Here is a 19995-nt window from a genome sequence, read left to right on the forward strand (position 1 = left end):
GTGTTTAAATCTTACTAATAACAGTGTGCAAATAATTTTTTAAGTACTAAAAATAATTTTTCCGTCAACTATCGCCACCAATTTTACTCTCAATGGTCCGGCTGTATAAGTATCCTCTGCTGCGATCGCTTTGATCTCCAAGGGTTGATTATACTGTCTTAGTAGGCTGACAAAGCGCAGAAAAGTCCCCTCTACTTGCACATTTTCGACAATTCCGGCATTACGGGCACGAAATTGGGAAGCAGAAATCAGTATTTCTAGCCGCTGCTGTAACTGATAAGATGTCATGGTTTTGGAATCAGCAGTAGTCGTGGCTAACACCGCGCCTCCCGAAAAAACCAGTTGATTCTGGGCTGTATCCGCGAAAAATTCTATCTGCTTTTCTCCCCTGACGTAATTACCAGCAGAGAAAATTCGCACGACGTATTCTTTACCATCCTCAATCTGCTTGCTTAATTGATCGACTCTATCCTGGGTCACGCGCAACAGCTCTAAATTTGCCGAATTTGCACCAGGTTCGCTTAGTTCGAGGTTGGCGTTGCGATTGGCTTCTTGTAAAAGTTGTACCACTGCTTGACGAGCGGCGGCAGGTTGAGTAACACGAATTACAGCAGCGGACAGAACTTGACCGCGAACTAAGGCCAGCTTACCCAAACGCAAGTCGCGGTAGGACTGATAATATTTTTCCAGTCTGGCAACTTCCTGTTCTAGTTCCTCCTGTTGTGCTTCCAATTCTTTGAGGCGCGATTCCCGTTTGGCAATCACTTGCTCTCGTGCTACAACTTCTAGATTACGTTTTTGAATTAGTTGATCCAGTTGAGCAATTTTTTGATCGCGCGCTTCTATGGCTTCTTGACGGTTAGCAAGTTCGCGATCGCGTTTTTCAATTGCTGTTTTGGCTTCGTCAATGGCTTTTTTCGCTTCTGCATAAAGTCTTTGACGTTCTGTCTTCAACAGTTCAACTGCCGCCTGTAGTTCCTTTCTCTGGTCGTAAACGCTTTGCAATTCAGCTATGGCTTTTTGATATTGAGTTACAACTCGATCTAGCTGACCTTGAGTGCGTTGGAGTTGAGTTTGGGTTTGGGCTTGTTGACTAATGGTGCGGTTCAGCTGGGCTTGCGTTTCCCTCTGTTTGGCGTTTGCCGCCTGCAAGGATTGATTAATTGCCTGCAAGTCTTGTTGTGCCTTTGCTTGGGCAATTCTTGCTTGATTTAACTCACCCTCTACCTGACTTTTCTGCGTTTCTGCGGTTTTTAGCTGTTCCCGCTTCTGTCTGAGGTCTGTTTGAATATCTTCTAACTCAAAGACTCCTTTGCGCAAACCTTCGTCGGCAGCGAATAAAATCCCTAGAGTTGATGCTGAAATCAAACCACCAGTAAAAATTGTTACTAGTACAGCAGTGTTTTTCGGACGAAGCTTAAAAAGTGAGAGGCGGGCTTTGCCAACTCGTGTGCCGATGCGATCGCCCACGGTGGCAATTACGCCTCCCAGAATCAGAATTGCTGCGATGAGGATGTATCCGGTGGTCATCTTTAGCTACCGAAATCCTTCCAGATACAGCCTACTACTTTTAAGCATTGTCTGGAAAGAAGTGGGAATTGGCAATAGCTGAAATTATTCAATTTTAGATTTACCTCTAGCTATTAGTGTCATTTTTCAAAATAGAACACGCGCCGATTCCCCTTTCTCCAATTGTTTTTATGTGAACTGCCTACTTAAGGTAACAGGTTTATGCACAGTAATCTTCTTTTTGTGGATAGAAATCATTTTTTTCTCACGCAAATCTCCCAGGAGCCTAGTAACGGTAACACGAGTTGAACCAATTGCCTCTGCGATCGCTTGATGAGATAACTTCAGATCAATTGTGATCCCATCCGCACAAGGAACGCCAAAATCCCGACAAAGAATTAACAAAAAACTCACCAATCTAGAACCCATATCTCGGTGAGCAAGAGTTTCAATCATCATCTCTGTCTGTAAAATGCGCGAAGACAGACCTCGCAGCATTAACATTGATAATTCTGGATTTTCCTTAAGTGCTACCTCCACCTGTTCAATTGGTGCCGACAGTAATTCTACAGGAGTAAATGCAACCGCATGGTAAAACCGATCCGATTTATTTCCTGTCAGCAATGACAATACACCAAAAACACTATTTTCCCGCAGCAACGCTACCGTTATTTCCTCTCCTGCCTCGTACACCCTGGAAAGTTTAACAGCACCTTTCAAAAGAAAATAAACTCGTTCGGCAGGATCGCCAGGAAAAAAGATCGTTTTATTGCGTTCAAACGTTTCCACAACTGGCGGAAACGCCCCGGTCGCCATCTGACGAAAAACATTTGCTAGGGCTTTATCTTGTGTCACGATCATCTCCCTTCCCCTACCCAATGCCGGAAAAACAAAAACTGATTACCTAAGAATACACCCGAAAAATGAATAAAGCACCGTCAACCTTTCTGTACTTTCCTATACTCAAACTAATCTCTTCATAACTCTTTGTTTATAATGATACATAATTGTTGATCCTTTCAGCTACTAATTGTTGATAAGTAGTTCCAATAACTATATTTAAAAGGTTTTTTGAAGAACAAATAAAGATATCTTGAGAATATCTTTATAAAAAATCAAGATTTTTGTCACGGCAAACACCCTTAGCAATATTCATTTTTGTCAATCCTGTATAAAACAAAGACTAAACGTGCCTCAGATTCTAGTATGCTCCTAATGATCGATCGCATTAACAATTTATATGCTAAATCTGACTGGAAAAAATGCCCTTGTTACAGGTATTGCCAATAACCGCTCGATCGCTTGGGGCATCGCCCAACAACTGCACAAAGCCGGAGCAAACCTGGGTATTACCTACCTGCCGGATGAACGTGGCAAGATGGAGAAAAAAGTTGCGGAATTGGTAGAACCTCTCAACCCCAGCTTATTTCTTCCCTGTAATGTCCAAGATGAAGACCAAATTAAATCTACTTTTGAGACAATCCGCGAACAGTGGGGAAAGCTAGATATCCTGATCCATTGTCTGGCCTTTGCCAGCAAAGACGATTTAAGTGGAGATTTTAGCCAAACCTCTCGTTCTGGCTTCAACACCGCCTTAGAAATTAGTACCTACTCATTGGTGCAGTTAAGTGGTGCAGCCAAACCTTTGATGACAGAGGGAGGTAGCATCGTCACTCTGACATATTTAGGTGGTGTTAGGGCAATCCCCAACTACAACGTTATGGGAATTGCCAAGGCGGGTTTAGAAATGAGTGTGCGTTACCTAGCTGCTGAACTAGGGCCGCAAAATATTCGTGTGAATGCCATCTCCGCAGGTCCCATCCGTACTTTGGCATCTTCAGCAGTGGGTGGGATTTTGGATATGATTCATCATGTAGAAGAAGTAGCTCCTCTACGACGCACCGTCACTCAGTTAGAAGTAGGCAACGCTGCGGCTTTCTTGTGTAGTGATTTGTCCAGCGGCATTACCGGACAAATTCTCTATGTAGATGCAGGATATGAAATTATGGGAATGTGACGCGATAAAGTTAGGAGTAAGAAAGTTAGGAGTTAGAAGTGAGGAGTTAAGAGTTAAAAATTTATAACTCATAACTCATAGTTCTTAATTCCTAACTGATAACTCTTAACTTTTAACTCTTTCCACTCCCCATGCAAACAACCAATCGCCAAGTTAATTCAAACTACGATCGCTTAACCCAAACCCCTCGCATTGCCACTGTTCACCGCACCACTGGTGAAACTAATGTGCAAGTTACCATCAATCTGGATGGTAGAGGAACTTGCACAGCAGCAACAGGTATTCCGTTTTTGGATCACATGTTGCATCAAATTGCCTCCCACGGGCTGATTGATATAGATGTTCAAGCCAAGGGAGACTGGGAAATTGACGATCATCACACCAACGAAGATGTAGGCATTACTTTAGGGCAAGCTTTTAACCAAGCACTAGGCGACAGAAAAGGTATTGTCCGCTTTGGTAATTTTCTTGCACCACTGGATGAAGCCTTAGTTCAGGTAGCGCTAGACTTTTCTGGACGGCCTCACCTCAGCTACGGCTTGCAAATTCCTACTCACAGGGTAGGAACCTATGACACCCAACTGGTGCGAGAATTTTTTGTGGCTTTGGTTAACCATAGCCAAATGACACTGCACATTCGACAATTGGATGGCATTAATTCTCACCACATCATTGAAGCAACATTTAAAGCCTTTGCAAGAGCAACACGGCAGGCAGTGGAAATTGACCCTCGACGTGCTGGCTTAATTCCCAGTTCTAAGGGAGTTCTATGAAAAGAGTCAAATTGGGCATTGAAAAGAGGCAGAGGGGAGAAAACTTACTACAACTTCTCTTCTCCTCTGCTCTCCTGCTCCCCTGCTCCCCTGCTTCTTCCCCAGTCCCCCATTTCGGATAATTGACACACGAGTTGTTGATGGTTATTATCAGCCTACCGGGTAATTTTTAATTGATGCCAAGCTGATAAATAGTGATTTAACCGAGATGAAATCTGTTGCAGATGACTCTAATTCTCAACTTAATACGGCAGACATTCCACCAGTAGTCCTAACTTCTGAGTTGCGAAAAGTCTATCGCACTGGTTTTTGGCTAAATCAAAAAGTCGTATCTCTCAAAAACTGTTCTTTAACGGTTTACAAAGGCGAAACCTTTGGTTTGTTGGGGCCTAATGGTGCTGGGAAAACTACCCTTTTAAAATTGTTGCTGGGAATTATTCATCCCACTTCCGGACGCGGATCGTTGTTAGGTAAACCAATAGGCGATCGCAGTGTTAAGCAACATATTGGCTATCTGCCGGAAAATCCCTATTTGTATGACTATCTCACTGGTTGGGAATTTTTACAGCTTGCTGCTGGCTTATTCCAAATTCCCCAAAGTGTCCAACGCCAGCGCATTCCCCAACTACTGGAATTGGTCGGTTTATCCCAAGCCGATGCCCGTAAAAAACTGCTGCGCCGCTATTCCAAAGGAATGCTACAGCGTGTTGGGATGGCACAGGCACTAATTAACGAGCCAGATTTAGTTTTTCTGGATGAACCTATGTCTGGTCTCGATCCGGTGGGGCGCTACCAAATGCGAGAAATTATTCTGGCGCTCAAAGCTGCTGGTAAAACGATTTTTTTCAACAGCCACGTTCTTAGTGAAGTAGAACAGATTTGCGATCGCATTGCCATTCTCGCTCAAGGTGAACTAATTTGCTCTGGTTCCCTCAATGAACTTTTAGGCGTAAATGACACATATCAAGTAAAAGGTCAAGGTGGTGACTGGGAAATTCTTAAAAAATGGATACCCACTCTCATATTTGAGCCTGATGGTTCCTGGCACGGTACACTACAAGATGGTTACTATGATTTTCTTGCCAGTCTTCGTCTTATGGAAGGTAAAATTATCGCCATTAACTTGTCACGTCAATCCCTAGAAGAATTTTTTATTCAACAGATCCAAAGAAAAAACAACCCCTTGAATTAGTCTTGTTGCCAAGTAGTAAATTGTCGACTGGCTTGAAGAACAAAACCCAAAATTCTGCCTTTTTAAGTTCCTTTGCCCAACACAATCCACAAAAAATAAAATTCCGACATCTTTTCAAGCTTATTTGTATTTATTTAATGAACTTGTTCCTAATTTTAGTAGTCCCTTACTACTCATTGCAGATTTTAAATGTCATCAAATTAACTTTGACAAGAAAACTTTATTCGCGACTACTTGATTGTTGGCTAACAGACAATTTCTTGTAGAAACTGGATTTAATTGCGTAAATCCTACATTTTTTGATATCACTCTATTCAAGCAACATTAACTTTAAGCTAACTTCACTAAAAATTTAAGTTCAATAAACAAATTTCCTCCGGAAAATAACACTTTTCTAGGAAAATAAGAGTGTCGGGGAACTTGAATATTTAGGTATAGTCAAAATAAAAATGTTTAGACAGTACTTTATTGATTGTAGTTTCAGAGTCTCAGGTAAATATGCTTAACAAAAGTTTGTCTAAATTCCTAATTCAGCCAACTGTAGGTATGGCTTTGTTAACTGCTGTCAATGCCGCTGTGTCATCTGCCAGTCTAGCTCAGGGACAACCGTTACCACCAACAACACAACCACCAATTACACAAACACAATTAGATACTAATTATTCATTAGGAGGCGGCGATCTCATCCGTGTAAATGTATTTGAAGTACCTGAATATACAGGTGAATACCAAATTCCCCCCGGTGGAGCAATCAACCTACCTTTAATTGGTAGTGTATCGGTATTAGGGCTAACAACTGAACAAGCTTCTGACGAAATAGCTAGAAGATATGCTCGCTTCCTCAAACGTCCCTTGATCTCAGTCAATCTCTTGTCTCCTCGTCCTATAAATATTTTTGTTGCTGGAGAGGTAACACGTCCTGGAGCTTACACTCTAAACTTGAGCGGAGGCGCCGGGAACAATCCAGGCGTACAATACCCCACTGTATTAGCCGCATTAACAACAGCGCAGGGGGTAACTTTAGCTGCGGATGTGACTCAAGTTCAATTACGGCGTAGAATCGGACGTTCTTCAGAGCAATCTGTCACCCTCAATTTGAAAGAACTCATTCAAACAGGCAAGTTATCGCAGGATATTACCTTGCGGGATGGAGACACTATAGTTGTGCCAACAGCAACCAACTTCAACGTTGCAGAATCTCGCAATATATTTGCATCCAACTTTGCTGCCAGTCAAACCACACCCCGCACAGTAACAATTATTGGTGAAGTTAACCGTCCTGGTTCGTATCTTGTCACCCCAGGTAATACAGATAGCCAAGTGGGCGCAACCCCTAACAGTGGCACTGCCAGTCCCACTGGTTTACCAAATGTGACACGGGTAATTCAATTAGCTGGCGGGATTACAGCACAAGCTGATGTGCGTAATCTCAAGCTACGCCGACCTACAAGAACAGGCTCAGAACAATCTATAGATATTAATCTTTGGCAACTGTTACAGAGTGGTGATGCTAATCAAGACATCATTGTGCAAGACGGAGACACAATTGTTATTCCGACGGCAACTGAAATTAACCCCGCAGAAGCGACTCAATTAGCTACCACTACTTTGTCTCCTACACGAATTCAGGTTGGTGTGGTTGGCGAAGTTAAAAAACCAGGTCTAACAGACGTTCAACCAAATAGCTCTTTAAATCAAGCTATACTCGCTGCTGGCGGATTTAATGATGCCAGAGCTAGTAGTAGTGCTGTTGATTTAATTCGCCTCAATCCTAATGGTTCTGTCACTAAACGTATAGTAAAAGTGGATTTCTCTGCTGGGATTAATGAGCAAACTAATCCCATACTCCGCAATAATGACGTTGTAGTAGTAAACCGATCTGGTGCAGCTAAGACTGGCGATACCGTCAACACTGTAACTGGACCTCTAGGTATTATCCTTAATCTTCTGAACTTATTCGGACTCTAATTTAAGAGATAGATGTAAATTGGGGGCGTTGGTCAACCCTCTTCGTCCCTAAAATTGCACTATCCTTTGATTAAAAACAAGTTACACATAACAAACGCTTCACAAGACATCGCTCCTTCCAAATTGCGTTTTCTAAATGCTGCGATCCTGGTTAGGACAAGTCTGCTATAAATACTTTGACAGCCGCTCTTTTCTGATTTGCCAATGTTTTAAGCTATCTGACCACTTTTATATATCCGTCATTATAATAATTTTAAGTAATATTACTCATAAAGAAATACTGTAAACTTTAAAACTCTTACTGTAAATTCATAATGTGCATTGATAGATTTTTGAAATCTTTATTGTAGGTACTCGGATTTCTTATGATAATGAGAATCTTTTAGAAAGCAGATTTCGTAAATACTAGTTAATCACTGATTTTTAGTTATTTAGTGATTATTATTATCATAAGAATTATTTAAGTAAATCAACTAATTGATGACAGATATACTATTTTAACCACAGATACCGCGTATACACAGTAGAATGATGTCGAATTGGAAATGACGCCATTTGTACGGTTGCTTGGTGTTCATGAATAGGGTAACTCTGGATACTGATATTTTTTATTCAGTGATTTTATCAGATGTTTGCGATTTTTTGGAACACAAGCTCAAAAGGTGGTTCAGCCATATTTACGCGAAAATGCGCAGGTTTAAACCTATAAAACCGTGTATAAACTTACAAGTGGCAGTGATACGACCGTATCCAATACTGGGTTATTAACTAAGGCTAGAGTTACTAACCGTTAACGATTGAGTTTTTGCAACATACCCTATTTTTTCCCTATGATGATTCATGGTTTCGGTTTTCTCAGTTTGAGCGCATCTCTTGTACTTCCCTGGGCATTAACAGGTCTGGTTCAAGGACAGAGAATAACAGAGTCTTTTTTTAAAGATGTTCCTCAGCCATCCACTATTCAGGAAACACCACTACCTAACCGCAAGCTGATCAGTGGTATTTCAACTGAGACAACATACTATGTTAGTGGTAACGGAAACGACAGAAATAGCGGACTCTCTACCTCATCTGCTTTTAGGACACTTCAAAGGGCAGCAAACCTGACTAATCCTGGCGACACGGTACTTATTATGAACGGGCAATACAAGAATGGGCCCAAAAACGGTGCTGTACTAAGTATTAAACGTTCTGGAACTGCAAATGCATGGATTAAATTTGAAGCATATCCTGGGCATTCTCCAAAAATTCAGCACAATACATGGAATGGGATCTCGATTTCAAATGGAGCTTCATACATCGAGATTAACGGGCTGGAGGTTATAGGGAACAATGCTAATATCACCCGTGATTATGCGTTAAGTCAGAAATATAACACATCAAATCCGCTTACTAGCGGAAATTGCATAAGCATTGAGGGAGGAAATAAAGGCCGTTCCCATCACATAAATATTCTAAACAACAAAGTGCATGATTGTGGAGGAGCAGGTATCTCAGCAATCCAAGCTGATTATGTGAAAGTGGATAATAACACTGTATACAATAACGCTTGGTACACAGTTCATGGTTGCAGTGGCATTTCCATGCTTAATAATTGGAGTTCTGACAATAACAAGGGATACAAGATATTTGTGACCAATAACAGAAGCTACAACAATCGAATGTACGTTCCTTGGATTGGTTCCGGAACGATTTCAGACGGTAATGGTATTATTGTTGATGTTTCAAAAGGATATAGAGGACGGATTTTAATTGCGAACAATCTCACCTACAATAATGGCGGTTCAGGTATTCATTCCCATGAGAGTCAGCATATCGATATTATCAACAATACGGCATATTTGAATCAGCAAAGTCCAGAAGTTCAAAAAAAGGGAAAAGGCGAAATTTATGCGGGTTATTCGTCTGATGTCAAAATTTTCAATAACATTATGTATGCTTCCCCTGGTAATGCTGTGAATAGCAATATGAAAAATGTCAACGTCAGTTATGACTACAATGTTTATCGCAATAATTCGACGATCAAGATTACAGGACCTAACGATATGATTGCAGATCCACAGTTTGTTAATGCCTCGGCTCGTGACTTTAGATTGAAATCAACAAGTCCGGCTATTAATAGTGGTTTAAAATGGAGTAGTTTGAAAACCGATTTTCTAGGCAATTCTCGTGTGTCTGGTTATGCACCTGATAGAGGAGCATACGAAAATCGGTAGCAGTTAAAAGTATGGCATTGGGTTGTAGGATAAAGTTCTTATTAATATATAGGTTTTGTCTACAACCCAATTGGAGAAGGCCAGCAAGAGCCACAAAGCAAAACAGTGAAGATATCTCTTATCCGATCTAGGAGCGCTATATCAATAATTCTTAGTCCGGTTAATTACTTATTATTTAAAACTTATGGCGTCTTTACCTCAATCTTTATTAATAAATATTTATCCGGACTTGATGTAACTCCTAAAATAATTTTTTAGAAGCTTTATTTCTTCGCTAGTCCCTTAAGCTCTTTTTTCAACTCTCTTGGGTTAAAGTATTCGTGAGAATGATATCGATAACTACTAGATTCATTTTTATCAATGACTCCATTGACTACTAAACCTAGAACGTTGTAATTGGATCTCTCTAATATCTCTTGAGCAGCATTAGCACTGTTGGAATCAATGACTCCGGGTCGAGCTACTAACAAAATACCATCAGTCATTTGGCTTAAAGTCAAAGCATCGGCTGCCAAAAGCAGTGGAGGAGCGTCAATAATTACAAAGTCATACTTATACTGGGATGAGAAACTATCAATGAGTGATGCCATCCGTTTTGAGTCAAGCAAAGCAAGTGGGTTGGGAGGCCTAACTCCAGCAGTTAAAACATCAAGGTTGTCCATTACCTTAGATACAGCAATGTTAAATTCAGCCTGACCTACGAGAACCTCACTCAAACCAACCTCATTGGTTAATTGCCAAAGATGATGTTGAGAAGGAACTCGCATATCTGCATCTATTAATAAAACTTGACGTCCTAGTTGAGCGATCGCTGCTGCCAAATTAGCTGAAACTGTAGACTTGCCTTCTTTAGGAATTGCACTAGTTATCACAATGGTTTTAAGCAATTTATCTGAACTTAAGAATTTCAGATTTGCTTGAATCATCCGATACATTTCACTCGTTAAAGAGTGGGGAGTATCTCTGACGGCAACTGTTTGAGACGTTGATTCTGCATTTGAATCACGGGAACGAAGCTTTTTAACAGACAAAGGAACAATTCCTAGCAAAGTATATCCAAATACATCTCTAATTTCTTTAAGTGTTTTTAGAGATCTATCTCTCATCGCGAGAAAAAGTACAGTTGTGGTAGCAAAAAACAAACCGAACATGACTCCTAGCACCAAAACAATTATTTTTTTGGTTAATGTAGGATCTTCAGGCACTAAAGCCTGAGCAATAATTCGGGAACTAGGGGTATTTGTATTTTCAACTAACTGTAATTCTTGAACCTTTTTCAATAGAGTTTGATAGGTCGATTCTGCAACTTCAACTTTCCGTTCTAACTCCCGCTGGTTTTGTGCCAACTGGGGTATGAGTTTCACCCGCTGTTCATAGCTGGCACGAGAATTATATAAGGACGAGAGTCTTTGAGTTAAGCCAAAACGTTGTATTTCTGATTGCAGAAAGTTTTGTATCAGGCTTTGTCTGAGTTCTCCAATCTGCAATAGGTTCTGGGGAACTTGTGTTTGATTGCCAATAGTCTGACCAACTTGCTGTTGCAAGAGAGATTTTAAATTCGCTTTTTTTGCTTCTAGGTTAATAATTATAGGGTTGTCATCTAGAAAACGGCTGCGCTCAACTGCCAACTGCCGATCGGTCTCTTGAAGTTGTATAAGAATTCCCTGTACTGCTGGTGACTGACTAAGGGCACTCACAGCGATCGCTTCCTGAGAATTTAGCTCTACTTTCTGCCGTAGTTGATTGGTTTGGGCATTTACCTCATCCAGTTGAGCCTTGACAGTATTCATCTCATTGTCTAGATTTCCAATAGTCGCAACAGCTGACCTTGTCTCCTCTGATAAATCTGCAATCTGATGCTTTTGTTTAAATATACGTAGCGCTACTTCTGCATTATTAACAGCAGCTTGAGTTGTAGGAAGTTGCTTGGCCATAAACTGACGAGTTGCTCCTGCCTCAGAGCGATTTGTCAGAATATCATTTTCTAAATAAAACCTCATAATTGTGTTGACTACTGCCGCTGCTTCTTCAGGATCGTGACTTTTATAAGTAATACGCAATACATCTGTCCCACCAATAATTTTTAGGTTCAGGGCTTTTAGTAGTGCTTTCACCTCCAAAGGTTTACCTTCGTTGTCTTTGAGTTGTAGTTTGTCTATTGTCCGTTGTAATAAAGCTGGGGAAGAAATAACTTCTATCTGACTGCTTATGGGATTTTGAGTTGCTACCAATGGTTTCAAATCTCCTGAGTCTCCTCCTTCAGAGGCAGTAGGGGAAAGATTATTGCCTGCTACTTTAAAACTGGGAACTCTGAATAACAGTTTTCCTTCTGCTTCATAGTCTGGCTTCAGAAATTGTGTAGATATAGCACTCAGAATAACTGTCGCCACAAATATACTGAAAGCAGGCAACCACCAGCGTTTCAATATCAATAAGTAACGATTAAGGTCTAAATCAATAGATTCTCTAGATTCCATAGATTTTTCTGACATAAATCTTCCAAAGTACAGGTCTTAAGCAAGAAACTCAAAATTGACTTATAACAGTCACAAACCAGTGCAATTGACAATACCGATTATGTATAATTTTACAATATAAAATATACTATAGACGAATACGGTTCAGTTAAAGCTTTACTCTTTATCGAAATCCTTTTTTTAACGAAACCGCCAAAGACGCAAGAAGTGTTTAAATGAAATGTATTATAGTATATTTTTAAGTAAAAATTTAGTCTCCATTGAGTGCAAATGTGTAACGGTGCTGGTACCTTTATTGAGCAAAACTTTTGTTACTTTTGGGATTTCAGGTGAGTTAACTACGTTCTAACTATAACTGCCTTACCATAAATCAACCCTTTAGTAACAGGAGGTTCAATTAAAAATTTTTTCTGCATTAGCCATCAACCACTAATATTCATTCAAATTTATTTCTGGATTATCAAAGACTTGATTTTTTCCTTGAATATTATACGGCTAGATTCCTTGTCATATGAAATATCTTAGCTAAAGCAAAAATTTCAAAGTCAAGTAAAAAATTCTTTATTTTGTCATTTTGTAATTTTTGATCGCAAACATCTACTTATTACTCAACTTACTTACTACTTAATATAGTAATTCTGAAAGTTGAAGTAGCTACCTACTTTGCCAAACTTTATCGTAAGCATCTAACAGTTTTGGAGCTTGATATTGCCATTCAAGAATTTCCTCCATTCTGCGTCGGCCCTCGGCTCCGATCTTTTGTCTACGTTCAGGAGAATCTAGAAGTTCCAAAATTTTCTCGGCAAATTCTACTTCGTCATTAGGCTTTGCATAAAGAGACGCTTCTTGTGCAGAACGTCTTCCCTCTCGCAAATCAAACTGGACAATTGCTTTTCCCATTGCCATATATTCAAGGATTTTATTCATAGTGCAGTTTTCGTTATAAGCAGATGTTGGAGAAGGTTCTACACACACGTCGCAGCTGGAAAGCCGCTCTAAAAGTTCTTCACCTTGCTTAAACCCTGTAAATTCTACAAACTCATTCACTTTTAACTCTTTGGATAAGTCCTTGAGCTTTTCTGCCATAGGGCCACTACCAATTAGCATAAAGTGAATATCAGAGCGATTTTTTTTGTGGACAATGTAATATACCATTCTTAATAGATAATCAATACCCTCTGGTTCTCCCATGACACCCATGTAACCTATCAAGTAGTTTCTACCTCTGCGGTAATTGGGGTTTGGAGGCATTCGGCGAAAGCGCGAAAGATCCGGCGCACTACGAACTACAAATACGTTCTCTGGTTTCTTGTGCCCACGCTTAAGAGCTACCTCTCGGTGTGACTCGTTCGTTGAAATTACCATGTCTGCTGTGGCATAGGTTAAGCGTTCAGCCCACCGTAATCCATAATAAAAAATATCGCGCCGACGATATTTAGCTTCATACATTTCTGGACTGAGGTCATGATGATCGAAGATAATAGATATACCATGAAATAATTTAAACCATACTGCTACCAAGAAAAGTAAATCGGGCGGATTACAAATATGTATGACATCAAAACCACGCTCTCGCCATACCCTTTGAGCTAGACGGAATTGCCAGTTAATTGCCCAACTGTATTCTCGAAGATAGCCAATGACAGAACTTTCTTCCGGTGGTAGGGGATGACGGTAAATGTGAATCTGCTCAATAATTTCGTAATCTTTTTCAAAGCCATTACCCGTAGGCGAAATTACACTAACTTCATACCCAGCTTTTTGTAAAGTAGTTGCTTCCATCCATACCCGTCTATCAAAGGGGACTGGGAGATTTTCAACAATAATTAGTACTTTTTTCGGTGATGCCATAATAATTTCAATTTTTAATTAGTTTAGTAAGTAATTATTCACTTACTCGGAAAAATGGTTGAAACCCTGAATTTATGAGTATAGGCAGGGTAAATGTGAAACGCTACTTTAGTAAAACACTCAGTTGTCAAGTCTAAAATATACCTTATTTCTGGAACTTATATTCATAACTTGGCGAAACTGGCTTAAGTAATAAATATGCATATACACATGATGACAGCTATCAATTTTGCTGTTATTAGCTGGTTACAAGTATATTGATTAATCATCTGACTTTTTACATTTTGACTGAGAGAGATGCCGCCACATACAGTATCCAAGTCAAACTATTTGATTCCATTAAGTTAGACTCAGTGAGGCTAGATAAAAGTATATATGTCATGTGTATAAGTGGCCAAATATCAAATGCTGTTTTGCTACTACGTACCCAAGCAAATCCTTGCAGATAATTGCGCCAAAATCCAAAAAAGAAGATTGCTAAGCCCAAAAGACCCCAAATCTAGGCAAAGAGCCAGATATCCATTGTGGGGGTGGCTTGGCGTCCATGCAGCTGCAAGCCAAATATCGGCAGATTCGCCATTCCATCCTTGCCAGAATCCACCATAACCGTAACCAAGCCAAGGATGTTTCCAAATCTTATCAATTACTAATGGCCACAACTCTGTTCTACCCGTTAGCGTCGCATCTTTACCAATTGCATTGAACAGGACATTCGCATTACTAGACAACCAAAAATATAAGCTTTGGCTGATAGTAGCTATCATTATTAGGGTTGGTACCATGAATTGGTAAGACCAACGCCAAATTTGAAAAGCAAAAAATGTCAATATTATGATTAATAGGTTAACTAAAGATGAACCGGAAGCAGAAAGCCGTAAGAGTAGTAGTGACAAGCCAAACCCTGCCCAGAAAAGCCAACTACGTCTTTGAATTTGATAACCAAGTATAAAAAAAGTCATACTACTTGTTACCATTCTTGCTCCCAGACCGTTTTTGTGTGTGAATACTCCACGCCACTTTGAACCATCCAAATCGCTCTGTATTCCGTATTTAGGCAAAGCTATGGCAAAAACAAAACTGAGTATTATAATAATTGCAAAGTTCCAAGCGAGTAAATGTAACTGCTGTTTTAAGCTATATCGCGAAGCAAAATATAGTCCAAATAAACTGGAATTAATCAGGGAAAAACTATTTTTTAATGTTGTTGAGGGTTCAAAAGACCAAATAATAGAAACAGCTGACAATAAAATTAAAGAATAAAGCCAAAAGTCTTTCCTAAGGAAATAAAGAGTTTTCTTCCAACGTAAAACTAGTAGTACTAAGGTAACTAGGTAGATGAAAGAATAAATAATCCGAATCACAGAGCTATCATATTCTACTAAATCACCCTGTCCTGCTCCTCCTGACAGTACAACAACAAAAACTGCCCCTGAATACATCAGCAAGCTCATAATTGTGAATACCTGTTCAAAAATTAGTATTTTTTTCATAATAAATTAACTAATATTTATTTATTTTGCATATTCAGTTCTTTATAATAAACTTGGACTGTTTGAGCGGCAATATTTGACCAATTTAAATCTTCCTGACAGCGAGCTAATGCTGCAGTTTGCATACGTTGTTGCAAATCGCGATCGCTTAACAAATAAATAATGGCATCAGCTAAAGATTGAACATCACGAGGTGGAACTAACAACCCATCTTTTTTATGCTGAATTATCTCACTTAATCCCCCTACTTCAGAGGCTACAACCAAGGTTCCCATGCCATAAGATAAGGCTGCCACTCCACTTTGAGAGGCTTCTATGTATGGTAGAACTGTTATCGTACTGCGTTGAAATAAATTACTGACTTCTTCAAGGGGGATAAAGTCATTGATAATTTCGTAACGTTTCTCATCATAACCATTAGGGAAATATTGTTTGATATTTTCTCCCCGTCCAGCGATAATCAGTTTGACTTCAGGTATACGTTCAGCAATTAAAGGCATAGCCTGAAGTAAATATTTCAATCCTTTGTATGGCCAGATGCGGCCAAAAAATAGTAACGTATTTGGCTCGCGAGTCTGACTATACTTCGTACCCCGACGCTGATACAAACTACCAAGTTCCCCATGTGGTAAAACATTGACTCGCTCTTGAGGTATATGAAATTGTTCAATTAGAATCTTTTTTAGTTGATGAGTATGGACAATCAATTGTTGGGAACGATAGAAGGCAATACGCCTAGTATACTCTGAACCGAATACAGCCATGCTATCTCCTGGGTGACGGAATATGTCGTGGATAGTTGTCACCAATGGCGGCATTTTGTTGAGTAACAAAGTCCAATCATACCAAGGATCGTTAGTTTCTTGCACATGCAAGATATCCGGCTGTATGTCTTTGATAATACGCATCATCTCGTACATCGACAATAGGTTGCGTGGGTCGCGAATCCGTGGTTTTTTAAAGCTAATTACGCGGATGTTAGGATCGAGAACATTGCTACAAACATTTGAAACTTTTTCCGGGTGAATTAGCGTTAAATCAACATATTTAACCAGACTGTTTGCTAATTCAATGGTGTAATCTTCAAAGCTAAAATGTAATAAAGCAACTTTAATCATAATTAAAATTACATCCTTCCTCTTAGATTATTTATTTCATCAGTTTTTATAAGTTTATTTTATGAGTTAATAATAATTTATTTGAAACTAATTACTGAGACCTTAACAATTTAAACCATAAAAACCGAAACCCTCCAAATGCACGAATACCTAAATAAATCACAAATAAAGTATAAACACAAGTTGCAATAATTAGAGTTAATATAAAGTTTAAACTAAGTTTTTGTAAAAATATTAATATAGGTAGCATCACAATAGTTATTATTAATGGTCGGCGTACAATTCGCCATAAATTTAATGAAAATAGGCGAGTATAGGTGAAATAAATATACTGGCTAAAACCAGAAATAGTCATCAATAATGCCATTAAAGCTGCACCTAGTAACTGATAGCGCGAAACTAATACCACACCTCCTAAGCTCCCTAATGTACTAGTAATAACTACTTCACGTAAGTTCACTATCTCGAAACCATTGGCTACCAGTAAATAAGTCAGTGAGCGTGTAAACGGCAAAAAAATCAGTGACGCGGCGCTGATCGTAAGAGCTATATTTGCTTCAGCAAAGCTAGCATTATAGAGAAAAACTAATAAATCTTTGCCAAATAATAATATCCCAAGAAACAAGGGCAGTGCGATGATGAGTAAGATTTCGATAATATTTTCAGCTATCTGCTTCTGCTTTTCTCTTCCTAGTTCTACTGCTTTTGAAAGCCTTGGAAATATTGCTAAACTCATACTGTTAGCAATAATCATAAAGGGTTGTAATAATTGTGTTATTCCGCCAAATAAACCTACTAAAAACTCATTTCCTAATAATGAAAGGATCAGTATTTGAATTCTGCCAATTACTACAGCTATTGCTTCAATAGCAAAAAATGTGCGCGCATTTTTGATTGTATTTAAGACAAAATCCCTATCAATTTGCCATTTAATTTTTACTAAGCGAGCGATAAAAATCCATTCAATTACCAAAATTAATGTTTCAGAAAAAACTAGGATCGCTCCCAAATATTCAATTCCATATTTTAGTTGCATCGCCCAAATCATGATTATTAGGCGTAAAATATAAACTGGCACTGTAGCGATCGCAATCAGATGCATCTTTTCTTTCGCTTGAAAAATTGCCTCTGTGATATTAGAAAGCGCAAAGGGGATGATCGTTAAACCCATTATGTAACAAACAATTGAGGTTTTGGTACTATAGGGAAGTAAAAATACTACAATCACCAATGCTCCATAACTGAAAAAACTAAATATTAGCTGTAAGCAAGTACCACTCATTAAATAGACTGATGTTTTTTGTGGTTCACGAGCTAGTTCTCTAGTAAACAATGTTTTTAGCCCTTGTGAAGCAATGCCTACAAAAATAAAATAGTAGCTATATGCTAGTAGATACTGTCCTAAAGCCTCGGCTCCTAGAGTACGAGCAATAGAAGCGGTTAACACAAAGGCTGTAACACTTTGTACTAACCGATTGAGTATCATTGAGAAGGAATTACTTATGAATTTGTACTTTTCTACCATTCTTATAATTCTTAATTCAGCTTAATTCTTTTATTTGGAGTCACCATGATTTTTTCGGATACATCCTTATAGATTTTTCTAGAGTGTTTTCAAGCAAAACAAGTAACTAATTACTCAGTGTAATGTAAAAAAATCTCAATTGAATCCGCCACAAATTAAACTGAAACTGCAATAAATTTATTGATTTATCCGAAAAGGAAATTCTTTAATCATAGCTGCCCAGCTATAGATTTTTCCTCGTTAGTAAGCACCATCTTTTCGCAAAACCACCATAACTGTTTTAAGGAGAATTTCAAAGTCTAACTTAAGTGACCAATTTTCGATATAGTTCATATCGAGATGAATCACTTGTTCAAAATCTAAAATATTTGAGCGACCCTGAAACTTGCCAAAGACCGGTAATACCAGGTAATATTTCATGTCGAATAAAATGATGTTCAGAAAACTTTTCAACATCTCTAGTAGGTAAAGGGCGAGGTCCTACTATACTCATTTCTCCAAGGATAACGTTAAAAAGTTGAGGTAATTCGTCTAAACTGTAACGACGGAGAAATTTTCCAACACGGGTAATGCGAGGATCATCTTTAATTTTAAAGATAATCCCATCTTTTGTTTCATTTAATGCTTCTAATTCTTTTTGTAACTTTTCTGCGTCAGACCTCATTGTTCTGAATTTCCATACTTTAAACTGTTGACCATGTAAACCTATACGCGTTTGTTTGTAGAATACTGTACCTGGAGAGTCAAGTTTTATAGCTATAGCTATAGCTATATAAATGGGGAAGAATAACATTACAAATAAAGTCGCAAAACAGAAATCACAGCTACGCTTTATCCAAAAATCCTTACCTGTAATTATCGGACAATCCAAACTTAGACAAGGCATTCCCCCTATTTTGTTGAATTGTACGTTTTTATAAATTGGTTTTAATTCCATCGGTAAAATATGTACTTGTATTCCAGATGCTTGAAATAACCAGCACAAAAACATTCTATTTTTTAGCGCATCCCAAGATATAAAAACTTCTGTCACCCCTAGTTGATTAAGCTGAGTCAATGTTTGCTGACGCTGATATCTGTCTAGTGAATTGGCATTCGCAGTTCCAGATATAATGTAATGCTTTTCTTTTTTTATAAAACTCTCAATTTGCTCGCGATCTTGAGGATCGCAAATAATGAAAACAGAAGAACGAACTATTTTTTTTTGCTTGCGTAGATATTCTAGAGTAATATTTACAGCATATCTACCAGTACAAACAAAAAATATACTTAGCAACCAAGGTAATAATATTAAGTTTGGACGTGTTATATCAATAACTGGTTTATACAAAAAGCTAACTAATAGTATTAATCCATGAGCAAAAGTTAGCGATTTGATAATATTGAAATAGTCATAACGTTTTTGACCTTCTCGATAAATACCTTCGACAGCTAGCGATCCTATTTGAATCCCAATAGCTGTTAAAATCGGTAGATAATGACTCGTTGTATACCAACTAAAGTGTCCGTAAGTAGATTGATATGCTGCTAAAACCCAAGCTAGAAATAAAAGAGTACAGTCTACTAAGAATAATGTTGTTAATCTCAACCACCACGAACCCTTACGTACCGTGACAAATGTCGATGCACGTAAATCCAAAGGTACTTCACTGAATTTATTTGTTGTAATGCTTTGATGACTCATAAGTAGGAACACTTGGTGTAGGTAAAATCTGATAGGAGCTTAAATATACAAGACAATTTGGCTATCTCACTATTTTTATTTGCAAAGAAAACTTGACTTTTTAGTCTTGGTCTTAACCATTTTTTTGGGAGTAACTTTAAGTTCTCGATTAAAAATATTCTCTAGGTCGGTTTTA

Annotated in this window: 12 protein-coding genes and 1 pseudogene; 5 read left to right on the plus strand and 8 right to left on the minus strand. The window is 38.6% G+C overall.

The features are described from left to right. Window positions 1-39 precede the first annotated feature (39 nt). Together NSTCB13_RS01845 and ntcA are read right to left on the minus strand one after the other, a co-directional pair. A complete protein-coding gene (locus NSTCB13_RS01845) occupies window positions 40-1530 on the minus strand; it encodes a DUF3084 domain-containing protein (protein ID WP_445629891.1) in 1491 nt (496 codons plus the stop codon). Window positions 1531-1698: 168 nt separating this feature from the next. Then, a complete protein-coding gene (gene ntcA, locus NSTCB13_RS01850) occupies window positions 1699-2370 on the minus strand; it encodes a global nitrogen regulator NtcA (RefSeq protein ID WP_292854711.1) in 672 nt (223 codons plus the stop codon). A gap of 379 nt (window positions 2371-2749) precedes the next feature. Between ntcA and fabI the strand changes: the two genes are divergently transcribed. The 5 genes from fabI (at window position 2750) to NSTCB13_RS01875 (ending at window position 9675) form a co-directional block, all read left to right on the plus strand. Then, window positions 2750-3526, plus strand: a complete 777-nt coding sequence (gene fabI, locus NSTCB13_RS01855) for an enoyl-ACP reductase FabI (RefSeq protein WP_322671731.1) — start codon at window positions 2750-2752, stop codon at window positions 3524-3526. 131 nt (window positions 3527-3657) lie between these two features. Next, window positions 3658-4299: an imidazoleglycerol-phosphate dehydratase HisB gene (hisB, locus tag NSTCB13_RS01860; protein ID WP_445629890.1), complete on the plus strand. Its 642-nt coding sequence runs from the start codon at window positions 3658-3660 to the stop codon at window positions 4297-4299. Window positions 4300-4507: 208 nt separating this feature from the next. Next, a complete protein-coding gene (locus NSTCB13_RS01865; RefSeq protein ID WP_445629889.1) occupies window positions 4508-5491 on the plus strand; it encodes an ABC transporter ATP-binding protein in 984 nt (327 codons plus the stop codon). A gap of 498 nt (window positions 5492-5989) precedes the next feature. Continuing rightward, window positions 5990-7459: an SLBB domain-containing protein gene (locus tag NSTCB13_RS01870; RefSeq protein WP_445629888.1), complete on the plus strand. Its 1470-nt coding sequence runs from the start codon at window positions 5990-5992 to the stop codon at window positions 7457-7459. A gap of 830 nt (window positions 7460-8289) precedes the next feature. After that, entirely contained in the window at window positions 8290-9675 is a 1386-nt protein-coding gene (locus NSTCB13_RS01875; RefSeq protein ID WP_445629887.1) for a choice-of-anchor Q domain-containing protein, read from the plus strand. 263 nt (window positions 9676-9938) lie between these two features. Here the strand turns inward: NSTCB13_RS01875 and NSTCB13_RS01880 are convergent, their stop codons facing one another. The 6 genes and pseudogenes from NSTCB13_RS01880 to NSTCB13_RS01905 all read right to left on the minus strand — a co-directional run bounded on the left by NSTCB13_RS01880 (window position 9939) and on the right by NSTCB13_RS01905 (window position 19820). Further along, entirely contained in the window at window positions 9939-12167 is a 2229-nt protein-coding gene (locus tag NSTCB13_RS01880) for a GumC family protein (protein WP_448271204.1), read from the minus strand. 639 nt (window positions 12168-12806) lie between these two features. Further along, on the minus strand, window positions 12807-14003 hold the full coding sequence (locus NSTCB13_RS01885; protein ID WP_445629885.1) for a glycosyltransferase family 4 protein: 1197 nt from the start codon (window positions 14001-14003) through the stop codon (window positions 12807-12809). A gap of 419 nt (window positions 14004-14422) precedes the next feature. Beyond that, window positions 14423-15493 carry an O-antigen ligase family protein gene (locus NSTCB13_RS01890; RefSeq protein ID WP_448271205.1) on the minus strand — a complete coding sequence of 357 codons (1071 nt, stop codon included), beginning with the start codon at window positions 15491-15493 and terminating at the stop codon, window positions 14423-14425. A 17-nt stretch (window positions 15494-15510) separates the two neighbouring features. Beyond that, window positions 15511-16611, minus strand: a complete 1101-nt coding sequence (locus tag NSTCB13_RS01895) for a glycosyltransferase family 4 protein (RefSeq protein WP_445629883.1) — start codon at window positions 16609-16611, stop codon at window positions 15511-15513. A gap of 91 nt (window positions 16612-16702) precedes the next feature. After that, window positions 16703-18136 carry an oligosaccharide flippase family protein gene (locus tag NSTCB13_RS01900; RefSeq protein ID WP_445629882.1) on the minus strand — a complete coding sequence of 478 codons (1434 nt, stop codon included), beginning with the start codon at window positions 18134-18136 and terminating at the stop codon, window positions 16703-16705. 240 nt (window positions 18137-18376) lie between these two features. After that, window positions 18377-19820 (minus strand): annotated as a pseudogene (locus tag NSTCB13_RS01905) (sugar transferase). Window positions 19821-19995: the final 175 nt, after the last annotated feature.

This window comes from Nostoc sp. DSM 114160 (assembly GCF_053470305.1).